The organism is Paenibacillus sp. FSL R10-2199 (genome assembly GCF_038000235.1).
Taxonomy (GTDB): Bacteria; Bacillota; Bacilli; order Paenibacillales; family Paenibacillaceae; genus Paenibacillus_AQ; species Paenibacillus_AQ phytohabitans.
The window spans coordinates 4621564-4636480 of record NZ_JBBOBO010000001.1 but is presented as its reverse complement, the minus strand read 5'-3'; the positions used below and the strand labels follow the sequence as shown (position 1 = coordinate 4636480).

Here is a 14917-nt window from a genome sequence, read left to right as displayed (position 1 = left end):
CTCTATAATTAGACGACTGCTGCGGCTTCCGCCAGATAGTCCCCTTTGATGTACCATGTCTTCGTACTGGTAATTCTCACCTGCACCATCGTGCCGATCAGTGACGGCGGGCCTTCGAAATGCACCAGCTTGCTGTCACGGGTACGTCCGGCGAGTACATTGACGTTGTTCTTGCTCTCGCCTTCCACCAGCACCTCGACCAGCTTGCCGAGCATCCGCTCGTTCCCCAGCCGGCTCTGCTCTTTGATCAGATCGTTCAGACGCTGCAGGCGTGCGCTCTTGACCTCTGCCGGAACGTTATCTTCCATTGCAGCAGCCGGAGTACCTTCACGCGGAGAATAAATGAAGGTATATGCCATATCATACCCTACTTCGCGCACCAGCGACAGTGTCTCCTCGAACTGAGCTTCAGTTTCACCGGGGAATCCGACGATAATATCTGTAGTCAGCACCGCATCCGGCACACCTGCTTTGATCTTGCGGACCAGCTCCAGATAAGCTTCACGGGTATATTTGCGGCTCATCCGCTTCAGTACTGCTGTGCTTCCCGACTGCACCGGCAGGTGAATATGCTCCACTAGATTACCGCCTTTGCCGAGCACATGAATCAATTTATCGTCAAAATCACGGGGATGCGACGTCATGAAGCGGATACGCGGAATATCGATCCCCCGCATGTCGTCCATCAGGTCCCCGAATGTATAGTCTATGTCCGTAAAATCCTTCCCGTAGGCGTTTACATTCTGCCCCAGCAGCGTAACTTCCTTGAACCCCTGGCGGGCCAGCTCGCGGACTTCGGCAATGACATCTTCAGGACGCCGGCTGCGCTCCTTGCCCCGTGTAAACGGCACAATGCAGTATGTACAGAACTTGTCACAGCCGTACATAATATTCACCCAGGCGCGCAAACCCTCTCTTTTCTTCGGCAGATTCTCAATAATGTCGCCTTCCTTGGACCAGACCTCGATCACAAGCTCCCTGCTGAACACCGCTTCCTTAATCAGCTCCGGCAACCGGTGGATATTATGCGTACCAAAAATCATATCCACGAAACCATACCGGTTCATGATCCGGTTAACAACGCCTTCTTCCTGGGACATGCAGCCGCAGATCCCGAGCAGCAGCCCCGGCTTCTCCAGCTTGAGCGATTTGAGATGGCCCAGCTCTCCGAACACCTTATCTTCCGCATTCTCGCGGATTGCACATGTATTTAATAGAATAAGATCAGCATCTCTGCGGTCATCAGCCGGCCGGTAACCCAGTTGCTCCAGCATACCCTTCATCGTTTCGGTATCATGCTCATTCATTTGGCAGCCGTAGGTGGTGATATGATAGGTTTTGCCTTGGCCGAAATCCTCCATCTCCGGCGGAATCTCGAAATGGTAGAGCACCTCGATCTCTTCCTTGCCGCGGCGCTTGCCTTCCCTGTAATCGGGCTGGCTGTTTATCTGAACGTTTCTTCCTTTTATGCGATAGGTGGTCTTGCCCTCTTGCTCACTTATCACTTTAGCATCGGTAAAATCAAAATACTTGGAGTAATCCTTGCCCTTGGTGGAGTTGAAGTCCGCTGAGTTCCGGTTCTCCTTCGTCATCAGATTTACACTTCCTTTATAAGTAATTCATGAATTCAGATACACCCGCAATCAATTCAAAATTATATCACAGATAAGGATAATCTAACCATCTAATCCATTGATCCGATTCAGCCTTTTGTACAAAAATTCTGGATTTGGGCCGGCAGGATGAGGAAAATGTGCTATGCGAAAAAATTTCCTGAATGACAAAAAAAAGCCCGCGACAAGGCAGAGCTTTTCCTGAATCTTACGTTTAATGATGCGGCATAAGCTCTTGGATACTGTACTTCTCCACTCCATTTCCTGTTTGCACCAGAACCTGAATATCCGGCGCATAACGTACCAGCATCTCCCGGCAATTGCCGCATGGAGGAAGCAGAATCCCTCCCTCGCTTTGCGTTCTGGTTGCAACGATGGTCTCGAATTCCCGTTCCCCTGCCGTAATCGCAGCACCGATGGCAATAAACTCTGCACAGGAGCCATGAATGGAATAGAGATTCACTCCTGTATATACTTTGCCATTAACGCAGCGTACTGCTGCACCTACCGTGTGACGTTCATTCACTTCATCAAAGTTGCGGTCTATTACCTTAATGGCTTCCTGGATCAGTTCCAGATCTCTCTGCTCAACTTGCATTGTATTAGTCTCCTTATGTATCAATTTCACTCACTTCCTTATAATACTAAATATTCTTAATATTTCATCGAAGAATATCACTGCATCCTTCCATTCTATCCACAGCAATAAGCCCGGCCCAAGCTTATGGTTCCGGACTTATTCATTAAACACTGCTTGCCATAACCGGGCTCAGCCTCCAAGCCTATAGATCAGAATCGATGCATTGGAGTTGATCTGTGTTCCTCCAGCTAAGGTCTGCAATGTGACTGCTGCGGCACTGGAATGGTTCCTTAAAGTGATTACATCACCAGTGACTGCAGAGATAATCACCATACCCGGATTAGGCTGGGTTCCCGCTCCTGAACCGTAGACGCTGCCTCCTACTGGAGCACCATTCAGATACAAAGTGAACTGATTCGCTTCAACTGCATTGACAATGAAGATTACCGCATAATCTCCGGAATTCTCCACGTTAATAGCGGCTGTATTAGGGGTATGGCTGAAGCCGACAAGACTCTCATTGCTGTCAAAAGTAACATCCGCTTCGGTCGCGACACTCTGGGCACCTGTGTTGAAAATATAGGCATAGGACGATGAAACACTGCCTGTGGCTCCAGTAGCACCCGGTAATCCCGTCGCGCCTGTACCCCCTGTCAACCCTATAGCACCCGTCAACCCCGTAGCACCGATAGTCCCTGGCAATCCTGTAGCTCCTGTAGCTCCTGTAGCACCCGTAAACCCTGTAGCTCCCGTAGCTCCTGTAGCTCCCGGTAATCCCGTAGCACCCGTCAACCCCGTAGCTCCGGTTGCGCCAGTGATCCCTCCCCCGGTTTCACCCAGTAACTCCTGGGATACCAGCCGGTGTGCGGTCACCAGCTGTCCTGCGGCATTTTTGCCCCATACGGACACCTGGGCTTCGGGTTCTGCGCTTCCTGTTGTGCTGAACACAAACTCGAATGCGTCCAGATCCGCAAAGTAATCCCTGGTGATCACCTGAAACGGTCCGACACTTAATTCTTCTTGCACATACAAGGTACGGAATCCAATCAGGCTGTAGCCCAAGATAAGAACATCGAATTCTTCGGTTGTATTGCGGCCGTCTATTTTGACCGTTACCGATTGAGTCGGGCGGGCACCTGTGCTGTTTACCACATTGTTCTCGATAGGTCCCGTCGATAGAATCGCCATATCTCACTCTCCTTCTTCTGAATTTACAAAGGTCCTCCTTATAGCAATATTCGAGAGAAAGGTAAGGGTGCTCGGACAATGGCATTATTTCAGGAAATTGGACAGGAGTACAGCTTAATGGGGCTAATCTGCGCAAAAAACACCCGATGCGGATGGACATTAGCGGATAAACACGAGGTTCGCCGCAATTCCCAATACATCAGGTGTTCTAGCTCAAACTATATTAGTTAGTATTCTTAGTATAATGTCTTGGTTGCGTCGGAGGTGAAATGAATGATCTCACCAATTCTGCCAGCCTGCACTTTAGCAGCCCATGCCGGATCGCTGATCAGGGCTCTGCCTACCGCAACAAGATCGAACTCTGCCTTGTCCAGCCGCTCCAGCAGAAGGTCAATATTATCTTCCTGATTCTTCTCGGTTACCGGGCTGGGAAAAGCACTGTCGAGTCCTACAGAGCCTACCGTGATCGTTGGTTTGCCGGTTATCTTCTTCGTCCAGCCTGCCAGATTAAGATCAGACCCTTCGAACTCCGGCTGCCAGAAACGCCGGGTGGAGCAGTGGAAGATATCCACACCCGCATTGCTGAGCGGTGTCAGGAAGCGGGCCAGATCTTCAGGCGTCTCCACAAGTCTGGCGTCATAATGGCCGCCCTTCCACTGCGAGAAGCGGAGCACAATCGGGAAGTCCGGTCCTACCGCACGGCGGCAGGCATCGATCACTTCAACCGCAAAGGTGGTCCGTGCCTCAAGATCACCGCCATATTCGTCGTTACGGCGGTTAGTCTTCTCCCAGAAGAACTGGTCGATCAGATAACCGTGGGCCCCGTGTAATTCAATGCCGTCGAAGCCAATGGCCTTGGCATCTTTGGCCGCCTTGGCAAAGGCGCTGACAATCCCCTGGATTTCATTCTTGGTCATCGGCTCGGTAACTTGCTCTCCGGCCAGATTAAGCCCTGAAGGACCGATAGGAAGCGCTGAAGCATTAGGCAATTCACCGATGCTCCGGGCCATGCCGACATGCCACAGCTGCGGAATAATCTTGCCTCCGGCAGCATGCACTTCCTTGACTACCTGCGCCCATCCCTCCAGAGAGGCTTCGCCGTGGATATTCGGAATATCCGGGTGGCTGACCGCCGCCGGATGATCGATAGCTGTTCCTTCGGTAATGATCAGACCGACGCCGCCTTCCGCCCGGCGGCGGTAATAAGCCGCTACCTCCGGACTAGCCACGCCTCCCGGAGATTGCACCCGTGTCATCGGTGCCATTACTACACGGTTGGTCAGGGACAGGCCCCCTCCCTCAAAGGGTTCAAACAATTTATCGGTATTCATGATCGGCCTCCATTTCATACTTTGATTACTTTAAGTAAGTATAGTATGACTGTTCTCAGCGGCAAATGCAAATGAACTAGCACCGGAATATGCCAAAAAGCCGGAAACTAGCAGCCATGCTGCATTGTCCGGCTTTCGTAGCATTCTCAAGACTTCATGATCCTAATTAACCTACAGCTCCAGAACGCCGGCTTTCGGAGTTACACGGAATGCTGCGGCCAGATCAGCCAGCTGCTGATCCGTGATTTTCTGTTTGATTTCACGTCCGCCGATCAGGTTGTAGACAATTGCCGCTTTTTCAATGGTTTCTACCAGACCGAAGGTAGCATCCATGGTAGCGCCCGTAACAAAGATACCGTGCTGCGGCCAAATCACCACACGATAGTCTTTCATTTTATCCGCAGTAGCCCGGCCGATATCACTGCTGCCCGGAACCATCCAAGGAATGACACTGACGCCATCCGGGAAGACAACCAGACATTCTGTGCACATTTCCCACAGCGTCTTGGTGAACTTCAGTTCATCCAGATCATGGGTAAAGGTCATGGCAATCACATTCGTTGCATGGGTATGCAGCACGATGCGGTGCGAAGGATCTACCTTCAGCCGTTCAATATGGCTCATGAAGTGGGAAGCAAGCTCACTGGTCGGTACTGCACCATTCCGCAGACCCCACAGAACCTCTACACTCTCACCGCTGTCACTGACACGCAGCACACCTAGGTTGGCTTCCGGGTCCTTAATGACATTACGGAAGTATTTGCCGGAGCCGGTTACGATGAAGTATTTGCCGGACAGCTCAGTTACAGGGAAGGTAAGGGCGATTGTACGCAGCGGCTCGCGGATGTTAATATACTTGGCTACTTCTTCTTCATCCAGCAGATAACTGACGTTGCCTCCGTTCAGCTCATCCCAGCCCAGGGACCACATGTGGTGGGTGATTTCGGACATTTCCCGGATAAACGGTGCTTCAACGCCGGCGATATAACCTTTGGATTCTACTACTGAAGTACTCATATGTTATCTCTCCTCTATATGCACGTATAAGTGCGTGGATACTTGTCATTCGGTAATTACAAAAGTGCTAATCTATCTTGCAGCCAGTACTTCCTGCTCGTAGCTCTTCACTTCAGCCAGCCATTGCTCCCGGACCGGAGTGTCCTGTGATGCGCAGTAGTAATCCCAGACTGCGCCGAACGGATAGGACTTGAATTCTTCTACCAGCGCGAGGCGTGAAGTATAGTCACCTGCCAGTTCAATGGCGCGAAGCTCCTCAACCGGCTCCAGCATTGCGCGCAGCAAAGCCTTAATGGTGTTGCGCGTACCGATTACCCAAGCTGCGAGATGATTGATGCTGCCGTCGAAGAAATCAAGGCCGATGTTCGTACGCGGCAGCAAATCTCCGCGAACCAGTTCACGGGCGATTTCCAGCAGCTCATCGTCCATCGTGACGACATGATCGCTGTCCCAGCGTACCGGTCTGCTGACATGCAGCAGCAGCTGTTCGCTGAACATCAGGATCGAGCTAAGCTTATTGGAGATCACTTCAGTCGGATGGAAATGTCCGGCATCGAGGCAGATCGCTTTGCCGCGGGTCAGGCCATAACCCATGTAGAATTCATGTGATCCGACAACATAGCTCTCAGAACCAATCCCGAACAGCTTGCTCTCAAGTGCATCAATATTGTACTGCGGATCAATTTCCTCACTGAAAATATCATCCAGAGATTCCTTAAGACGCACACGCGGTGCCAGGCGGTCAACCGGAGTATCCTTGTAGCCGTCCGGTACCCAGAAATTCGTTACACAGGGCTGTCCCAGCTCGCGGCCGAAATACTCGGCAATCCGGCGGGAAGCCTTGCAGTGTTTGATCCAGAAATTGCGGATTTCGTCATTGGCATGACTCAGGGTGAATCCCTCAGCAGCCTTAGGATGCGAGAAACAGGTTGGATTGAAATCCAATCCCAGTCCCTGCTCTTTCGCCCACTCTACCCAGCTTGCGAAGTGGCGCGGTTCCAGCTCATCGAGATCGACCTGTTCGTCCGTATCAGCATAGATTGCATGCAGATTGACTTTATGTTTACCCGGAATCAGCGACAGGGCTTTCTCCAAATCCTTGCGCAGCTCATCCGGTGTGCCGGCACGTCCGGGATAGCTGCCGGTTACAGCAATCCCGCCGCTGAGCTCTTTGTCTTTGAACAGGAATCCTTGAACATCATCGCCTTGCCAGCAATGCACTGAAATTTTGATCTTCGCAAGCTTCTCCAGCACCTCATCTACGTTAATTCCATGGGCTGCATATAATTTTTTGGCTTCGTTATAGCTGTTTGTGATGCTCTGATCCATGTCGTTGCCTCCTAAAAGTTTTATATATTCTCATTCGTACTTGCCGCAGAATGGAGCTCATCCCAGCGGGCCAGCAGCTGATTCAGCCGGGGAACCGGCCGCGGCAGATACGACTTGATTGCAAAGGAAGTGCCGACGACGTCCCGGGCTTCATGGATGTCGGCCATACGGCCTGACTGAATCATCTGTACGGCCAGGTTGCCCAGTGCCGTTGATTCTGTCGGGCCTGCCAGTACTTCTCTGCCGATAATATCGGCGGTCAACTGACACAGCAGTTCATTATTGGCGCCGCCGCCGACGATCTGCAGAACTTCGATCTCTTGGCCTGTAAGGCCTTCAAGCTCGGCCAGATAGCTGCGGTAGGATAGGGCCAGACTGTCAAAGATACAACGGGCTAATTCACCCGGCGTCTCTGGAACAGGCTGGCCGCTCTCCGCGCAGGCCTGGCGAATTTCTTCTATCATATGGTCCGGATTCAGGAAACGCGGGTGGTTGCATGGAATCAGGCTGCGGAAGCCTTCGCTGCCCGCGGCCATTGACGCCAGCTCAGCGAAGCTGTATCTTCCCCCATCCAGTCTCCGTACTTCCTGGATCAGCCAAAGGCCCATAATGTTCTTCAGGAAACGGTAGGTGCCGTATGCTCCCCACTCGTTCGTATAATTGGCTGCCAGAGCTTTGCTGTCATTAATCGGGTGATCCAGCTCCACCCCGAGCAGTGACCAGGTGCCGCTGCTGATGTAAGCTGAGGATCTGCCTTGCTGCGCAGGCACGCCGAGCACGGCCGAAGCCGTATCATGCGTGGCGGCACAGATTAGGCGGCACTGCGGCAGATCATGCTGCTGCACCAGCTCTGCCGTAATGAAGCCGAGATCTTCTCCCGGCTCCGTAAGCGGTGCGAACTGCTCTCTGCGGAGATGCAGGAAGGACAGCAGCTCCGGATCAAAGTCACGGGTGGCAAGGTTCAGCAGCTGCATCGTGGAGGCATTGGTCACCTCGTTGATTTTGCGGCCGCTGAGTCTATAGTAGAGATAATCCGGCACCATCAGAATCTGATCGGCCGCTTCCAGCTCTACCCGGTCATGCGCATACAGCTGATACAGTGTATTGAAGCTCAGCTGCTGAATCCCTGTCTTGGCGTAAACCTTCTCAGGGGAGAGCAGCCTGCCGACTTCCTCCATAACCCCATCAGTGCGGCGGTCACGGTAGGCGTATACTTCCCTGATCCGCTTGCCTTCCGCATCCAGCAGTACATAATCCACGGCCCAGGTATCAATCCCGAGTGTACATTCAGTAATTCCCGCGGTTTTCGCTTGATGAAGACCGCTGATAATTTCATTAAACAAATACTCAATGTCCCAGAAGCAGGAGCCCTCCTGCTCGGTGAATCCATTGCTGAATCGGTGAAGCTCCTCCAGCTTGAGACTCCCGTCCACGAGGGTTCCGAGTACAAGCCGCCCGCTGGAGGCGCCGATATCGACGGCGATATGATTGTTCATAGGGAATCTCCTTATCTATAGAAGGTAAATTACAGAATTTTGCGGAACAAGGCAATAACCTCTTCTTTGGTAGGAATGAACGGGTTGCCCGGTGCGCAGGCATCCTTCATCGCATTCTCAGCCAGCAGATCCAAATCTACTTCATCTACACCAAGTTCAGACAGTTTGGCCGGAATGCCAACTTCCTTGGACAGGGCTTTGATCGATTCGATGACAAAATCCGCGCATTCCTTGTCGCTTTTGCCTTGTACCTGCAGTCCGATCGCTTTGGCAATCGCTCTGAATTTCTCAGGCACGTATTTGGCATTCTCTTCTTCCACATATGGCAGCAGCATCGCATTACAGACGCCATGCGGCAGATCATACACGCCGCCGAGCTGATGCGCCATGGCATGCACATAACCAAGTCCGGCATTGTTGAAGGCCAGGCCTCCCAGGAAGATCGCATACACCATCTGCTCACGTGCTTCAATATCATGTCCGTCTGTTACGGTCCGGGCCAGGTTGCCAAATATCAGTTCAACAGCAGCCAGAGCAGTAGCATCAGTTACAGGGTAAGCACCCGGAGTGACCAGAGCTTCGATCGCATGCGTCAATGCATCCATACCTGTAGCCGCTGTAAGTGCAGCAGGCTTGTCGACCATCAGTTCAGGATCATTCACCGAAATGGTGGCGATACTGTTCTTGTCGACCATTACCATCTTGATCTTGCGTTCTTCATCCGTAATGACATAGTTAATTGTAACTTCACTTGAGGTTCCTGCAGTAGTGTTCACGGCTACGATCGGCAAGGATTTGTTCTTGGACTTGTGAACGCCTTCATAGTCGGCAATGTACCCGCCGTTGGTCGCTACAATCCCGATTGCCTTCGCTGTATCCTGAGGCGAACCGCCGCCGATAGAGATCAGATAGTCGCATTCATGATCATTCAGGAAATCAACGCCGTCATGGACGTTTTTGCAGGTCGGGTTCGGTTTCACTTCATCATATACCACATAGTTAATTCCCGCTTCATCCAGCACAGCCAGCAGCTTGCCGGCGATTCCGCTCTTCGTCAGGAACTTATCCGTAACCACGAGCGCTTTCTTCAGGTTCAGTTCTTGAATATAGGGAGCGATTTCCTTCAGACAGCCCTTACCCATAATGTTGATAGACGGAACATAATAGACATGAGTACTCATTGCTTGACCAGCCTCCCAGGCAAATTAGTATAGAACGATTACAGAAAGCTAAGTATCTCCACTGATAGTAGGATGTACATTCTGGCTGTGGCGCCTCAGGCTGGTCACTGAGGTTAAGCAGCAGACCGGCTCCGGCGCTTCCGTTGGGAACCGGCATACGCTTTCAAAGGGATTATTAGCACCCTCATCGTATCGCCGATAATCTTTGTTGTCAACAAATAAAATATTAATTATGTTGTTTTTATTTGTTTAATGTCTGTTTTACAAAGATTATATTAGAATAAATGTTGTTTTTCTTAAATTCATTGTACAACACAGAAATAACGGTCTATATTTAAATATAAGAAGCTACCGGAAAGGTGATACCTATGCTTGCTGCCGAAAGACGCAAAAAAATAATAGATCTTGTCCATCAGGATAAACGTGTGCTTGTGTCTGATTTGAGCCGGATGTTCGAGGTCACAGAGGAAACGATACGCAGAGATCTGGAGAAGCTGGAGAAGGACGGAATTGTCAGCCGCACCTACGGCGGAGCCATGCTGAACAGACATACCAATGAAGATCTGCCGTTCCTGACCCGGGGGGCGCTCAATACGGATATCAAACGCAATATTGCGATCAAAGCACTCAATCTGATTAACGACGGGGATACGCTTATGGTGGACCCCAGTTCCACCTCGTTTGAATTCCTTAAGCTGCTGGGCAATAAAAGCAATCTGACAATCATCACGAATTCGATCAACATTCTGCATGAATTCGCGAATTCCAGCCTGAACATTATTTCCACCGGGGGTTCGCTGCGCCACCGCTCCCTGTCGCTGGTCGGCCCTGTAGCCCACGACACCACCCAGCGCTATAATGTGGATATCGCAGTGATCAGCTGTAAAGGCATTGATATGGAGCACGGAGTTACCGATTCCAATGAACCAGAATGCGAGCTGAAGAAATATATGCTGCGCCAGGCGGAAAAGGTAGTGCTGCTGGCCGACCATACCAAGTTTGACAAAACCGCCTTCGCCAAGCTGGTCGAGCTGAGCCGGATCGATGTGCTGATTACCGACCGCAAACCTTCGGATACATGGCTTAAGCTGCTGTCTGGGAAGAATGTGGAAGTGTTATATTAAGTAGACCTGGCGCAGGAATCAACAGACCAGTCCCCTATATAAGTGTATAAATGCAAAAGGCAAACCTTCTCTTCCCGGATTCGGGATCAGAAGCTTTGCCTTTTTGCATACTCTCCGTTACATTGCAGTCTATTCCTGACTCTATTGGAATTCACTTCCCCTATATGATAAACTTGCAGAAATTATCTGCTATTCATAAAGGAGCGGAAAAATGCTATGGGGAAAAAGAAGCAAACCTTACCCGCCGATTTTGGCGAGCGGGTCAAAACGAATGATATCGCAGCGCTCAAGGCCATCTTTGAGGAGTGCGAATGGGATGCCCGCGGGGGCTACAGCAAAGGAACCGCGCTCAGCTTCCGGCAAATCCCGGATGAGCTGGTCCGCTGGCTTGTAGAGCAGGGTGCCGACATCAACGCCCGGGACAAATATGAGCACACCCCGCTGCACTCCCAGGCTGCAACCTGGTCCGGAAATATCCCGTTACTGCTGGAATTAGGCGCGGACCCGGATGCCCTGGATTATCAGAATGAGACACCGCTGCACGCAGCGGCAGGTTATTACCGGACCCGGGCCATACAGGACCTGGTCGCCCATGGTGCAAACATCCATGCGGAGAATAAACGGAAACAAACACCGCTTGCTAAGGGATTATCCCAATGCCGGAATATCGATATTGCCCACATGGTGGAAATCTCAAAAATCCTGCTGGATGCCGGAGCCGCAATCACACCGGAGATGAAGGATTCCGTGCAGCGGATCGGCAAGGATCTGGAATTCGTCAGAGCCAGCCACAGTAACGATGAGCTGGATCAAAAAGCATCCGCACTGCTGGAGCTGTACCGGCTATTCGATGTCGAGCCTGTAGCGAAACAGGTGAAGCACGATGGAACCTCCCCCATCAAGGCTGCTACAGCGGCATGGTCCGCCCAGCATCAGGAGCTCTGGGATTACCTTGTCCCTGCTTCAGGGCACGCGCAAACTGTACAGGGAGAGGTTATCCGCATCACCGGACGGGTCTCTCATGAAATCCTGAATAACGGCGGAGGCAACTGGGATGACAATTTCCGTAAAATGCTGGATGCCCTTATCCGGCATCTGGGCACAGGTACACCGTTATCTCCTGCCCTCCTCCAGGAGGCAGCTTCATTAACCAATAGGCTGCGTAAGGGTTCCGGCTACGATGAACCGGCAAAATTAAGTGAACTGGCAGTGCAGTGGGTACTGGCCAATCCTCAGCCTGTCTCTATGGAACAACCGGATTATACCCGTTAAGTTTAATATATACGGACGTATTACGATACCGCTCCTTTGGAGAGCATAATGTTCAGGATGGCCTGGTCGGTTGCCGCAAGCCCTTCCTGGACCAGTGTCTCCATATTCTTGATTGTATCTTCAACCTTCTCAAAGATTACCCCGTCATTCAAACTGGCTGAAATGTCGTTCATCGCCAGTGTTGCGGATTGGATTGCCGCGTTCGTGGCGGTTGAGATTTTGAGCGCGCAGGTCGGTTTCGCACCATCGCAGATCATTCCGGAAGTAGAAGCAATAGTGTTCTGGATGGAGCGCTTGATCTGCTCCAGCGTGCCGCCCATCAGGTAGACAATACCGCTCCCTGCCCCTACTCCGCCGGCAATTCCCGATCCGCACAGCGGGGACAGACGGCCGATATAATGCTTGACATGAATGGTAATCAGATTGCTGAGCGCCATCGCTCTTGCCAGTGTCTCCTCATCTTTGCCGAGGAGCTCTGCAAGGGCAATTACCGGCATCGTGCAGGCAATGCCCTGATTTCCGCTTCCCGCAGTGGTCATGACAGGCATGGCGCTGCCGTCCATCCGCGCATCGGAGGCCGCTGCCGTCGCGGCAATAATCCGGTTCGCCACATCATTACCGAACAGATTGACAGCCGACTGCTGGCTCATCTTCCTGCCCACCTGCAGGCCATACTCTCCGCGCAGCCCCTCATCCGAAATCGCCTTATTCATCCGCGCTCCTTCCAGCAGAAACCGCAGCTCAGAGAAATCCGCAGTCTGGATGAACTCATATATTTCTTCTAATGAAACCGAATATACCTCCGGGTCCAGCGTGTCTGACTCCTCGCAATCCGCCTTGTCTATCCCCTGCTCCAGCTTAACGCCGTCTTTGGACAGGAATACTACATTCGTATGCTCTTTGGCTACAATTGCAGTCGCTGTATGATTCAAGCTGCATACCCTGGCTTCAATATACAATTTCTCAGGGGTATCCTTCAGTTCCACATAGAGCAGCTTCTGCTCGATCATCGCATTAGCCTTCGCCAGCTCTTCGGGAGTAAGTCCGGAGAGAATCTCCAGCTTGCGGTGAGAACGGCGGATCACTGCACCCAAGGCTGCCGCTATCGGCAGACCGGTCTGCCCGGTGCCCGGAATCCCTACACCCATCGCATTCTTCACAATATTCCCGCTGAGGAACAGCTGAATCGAAGTAATCTCTCCCTCAACCTGTTCAGCCGCCAAAGAGACTGCATAGGCAACCGCAATCGGCTCGGTGCAGCCTTCTGCCGGAACAATTTCTTTTATCAATACTTCCAGTAGGTTAACCATACGCGAATCACCATTCCTCTATCTCTCTCTATATAACTATTCCTATATAGTACCTCAGATTGATAGCCTGGGGGAATCCCCGTTATTAACCATTAACCAGCGGGTCACTTCATTTCCATCCGGCTGAAATCGTGAATTCTTTTATTTCCCAAGTAACAACCCGAGTTTTCCCAGCCGCTTCAGCCCTTCAGTACAGGCCCATCCCCCCGCACCTGCCAGAATAGCATTATGAAAAATCTTCAGTGCTAGTGAATACGTCATGCTGCCAATGACAATTTCAACTGCAATAAACCGGATGATATCACCCTTAGTGATCAGATACACTGTAAATTCCTGATTACGAGACACTGGTTCATCCCCCGTCTGCTTCGTGTTTCTGTACCTATATGCTCCGTGCGGGTTGTCTAATTCCGGATGCCGCAGGGTTGAGCCGCTATCAGCCGGCTGCCTCCGACTCAAAGACACTGCCCGGCCACCAAAAAAGCAGCAAATACCCTAAGGATTTGCTGCTCTTCACACTGCTATTATCTTATAGAACCAGAGTCAGGCAACTGCCGCCCCTGCCGCTTCCTTTACTTCGCTTCCACAGCATGGCCGCCGAATTCATTACGCAGCGCAGCAACTACTTTGCCGGTGAAGGTATCGGTCTCCAGCGACCGGTAGCGCATCAGCAGCGCCATGGCGATAACCGGCGTAGCCGCCTGCAGATCAAATGCGGTCTCCAGCGTCCATCTGCCTTCCCCGGAGGAATGCATGATTCCCTTGATCTCATCCAGCTTGGCATCCTTGGAGAAGGCGCGTTCAATCAGTTCCATCAGCCAGGAGCGGACGACCGAGCCGTTATTCCAGACGCGGGCCACCTGCTCGAAGTCGAAGTCATAGCCGCTTTTCTCCAGCACCTCAAAGCCCTCACCGATGGCAGCCATCATGCCGTACTCAATCCCGTTGTGGACCATCTTCAGGAAGTGTCCGCTGCCGGATTTGCCGGCATACAGGTACCCCTTCTCGACCGAAGTATCGCGGAAAATCGGCTCGACGACCGCCCACGCTTCCTCATCTCCGCCGATCATATAACAAGCGCCATTGCGTGCGCCTTCCATCCCTCCTGAGGTTCCGGCATCCATGAAATAAATCCCGTGGGCGCTAAGCTCATCGTGACGGCGGATCGACTCCTTATAATGAGAATTCCCGGCTTCGATGATGATATCGCCCTCCGACAACAGCGGCGTCAGTTCTGAGATCACCGAATCCACAAAGGTGTGCGGGACCATGATCCAGAGAATACGCGGCGATTCCAGCTTGCCTGTAAGCTCCGCCAGACTTCCCGCACCGGCAGCTCCTTTCGATTCCAGCTCCTGCACCGCAGCGGCATTCACATCATAAGCCACGACTTCGTGTGCGTGCTCCAATAGATTCTGGCCGAGATTGAAGCCCATTTTGCCTAGTCCAATTAAACCGACTTTCATTGCAAATCCC

13 protein-coding genes are annotated in these 14917 nt (G+C 51.8%); 2 read left to right on the top strand and 11 right to left on the bottom strand.

Going from position 1 to position 14917, the window contains the following annotated elements; all coding sequences use genetic code 11:
* Positions 1–8 precede the first annotated feature (8 nt).
* The 8 genes from miaB to NYE33_RS20170 form a co-directional block, all read right to left on the bottom strand.
* A complete protein-coding gene (gene miaB / locus NYE33_RS20205) occupies positions 9–1592 on the bottom strand; it encodes a tRNA (N6-isopentenyl adenosine(37)-C2)-methylthiotransferase MiaB (RefSeq protein WP_042137967.1) in 1584 nt (527 codons plus the stop codon).
* Between the two features lie 235 nt (positions 1593–1827).
* Positions 1828–2211: a cytidine deaminase gene (locus NYE33_RS20200; RefSeq protein ID WP_042137969.1), complete on the bottom strand. Its 384-nt coding sequence runs from the start codon at positions 2209–2211 to the stop codon at positions 1828–1830.
* 171 nt (positions 2212–2382) lie between these two features.
* Complete coding sequence (locus NYE33_RS20195; protein ID WP_081970042.1) at positions 2383–3381, bottom strand: BclA C-terminal domain-containing protein; 999 nt, start codon at positions 3379–3381, stop codon at positions 2383–2385.
* Positions 3382–3617: 236 nt separating this feature from the next.
* The gene (locus NYE33_RS20190; protein WP_076242881.1) at positions 3618–4712 is read right to left on the bottom strand and encodes an NADH:flavin oxidoreductase; all 1095 of its coding nucleotides are present in this window, start codon (positions 4710–4712) and stop codon (positions 3618–3620) included.
* Positions 4713–4883: 171 nt separating this feature from the next.
* The gene (rhaD, locus tag NYE33_RS20185; RefSeq protein WP_340944928.1) at positions 4884–5729 is read right to left on the bottom strand and encodes a rhamnulose-1-phosphate aldolase; all 846 of its coding nucleotides are present in this window, start codon (positions 5727–5729) and stop codon (positions 4884–4886) included.
* A gap of 72 nt (positions 5730–5801) precedes the next feature.
* Positions 5802–7058: an L-rhamnose isomerase gene (rhaA, locus tag NYE33_RS20180; protein ID WP_341067187.1), complete on the bottom strand. Its 1257-nt coding sequence runs from the start codon at positions 7056–7058 to the stop codon at positions 5802–5804.
* A 20-nt stretch (positions 7059–7078) separates the two neighbouring features.
* Entirely contained in the window at positions 7079–8554 is a 1476-nt protein-coding gene (gene rhaB / locus NYE33_RS20175; protein WP_341067185.1) for a rhamnulokinase, read from the bottom strand.
* Positions 8555–8583: 29 nt separating this feature from the next.
* Positions 8584–9735, bottom strand: a complete 1152-nt coding sequence (locus tag NYE33_RS20170) for an iron-containing alcohol dehydrogenase (protein ID WP_039294619.1) — start codon at positions 9733–9735, stop codon at positions 8584–8586.
* 368 nt (positions 9736–10103) lie between these two features.
* On the opposite strand from NYE33_RS20170, the gene NYE33_RS20165 reads away from it, so the two are divergent.
* Both NYE33_RS20165 and NYE33_RS20160 read left to right on the top strand, forming a co-directional pair.
* Complete coding sequence (locus NYE33_RS20165; protein ID WP_042137981.1) at positions 10104–10859, top strand: DeoR/GlpR family DNA-binding transcription regulator; 756 nt, start codon at positions 10104–10106, stop codon at positions 10857–10859.
* Between the two features lie 216 nt (positions 10860–11075).
* On the top strand, positions 11076–12131 hold the full coding sequence (locus tag NYE33_RS20160) for an ankyrin repeat domain-containing protein (RefSeq protein ID WP_340944923.1): 1056 nt from the start codon (positions 11076–11078) through the stop codon (positions 12129–12131).
* Positions 12132–12151: 20 nt separating this feature from the next.
* Here NYE33_RS20160 and NYE33_RS20155 read toward each other — a convergent pair whose 3' ends face one another.
* The 3 genes from NYE33_RS20155 to gnd form a co-directional block, all read right to left on the bottom strand.
* Entirely contained in the window at positions 12152–13420 is a 1269-nt protein-coding gene (locus tag NYE33_RS20155) for an L-cysteine desulfidase family protein (protein ID WP_341067183.1), read from the bottom strand.
* Positions 13421–13582: 162 nt separating this feature from the next.
* Complete coding sequence (locus NYE33_RS20150; protein ID WP_039294632.1) at positions 13583–13789, bottom strand: hypothetical protein; 207 nt, start codon at positions 13787–13789, stop codon at positions 13583–13585.
* 224 nt (positions 13790–14013) lie between these two features.
* On the bottom strand, positions 14014–14907 hold the full coding sequence (gnd, locus tag NYE33_RS20145) for a phosphogluconate dehydrogenase (NAD(+)-dependent, decarboxylating) (RefSeq protein WP_076242877.1): 894 nt from the start codon (positions 14905–14907) through the stop codon (positions 14014–14016).
* Positions 14908–14917: the final 10 nt, after the last annotated feature.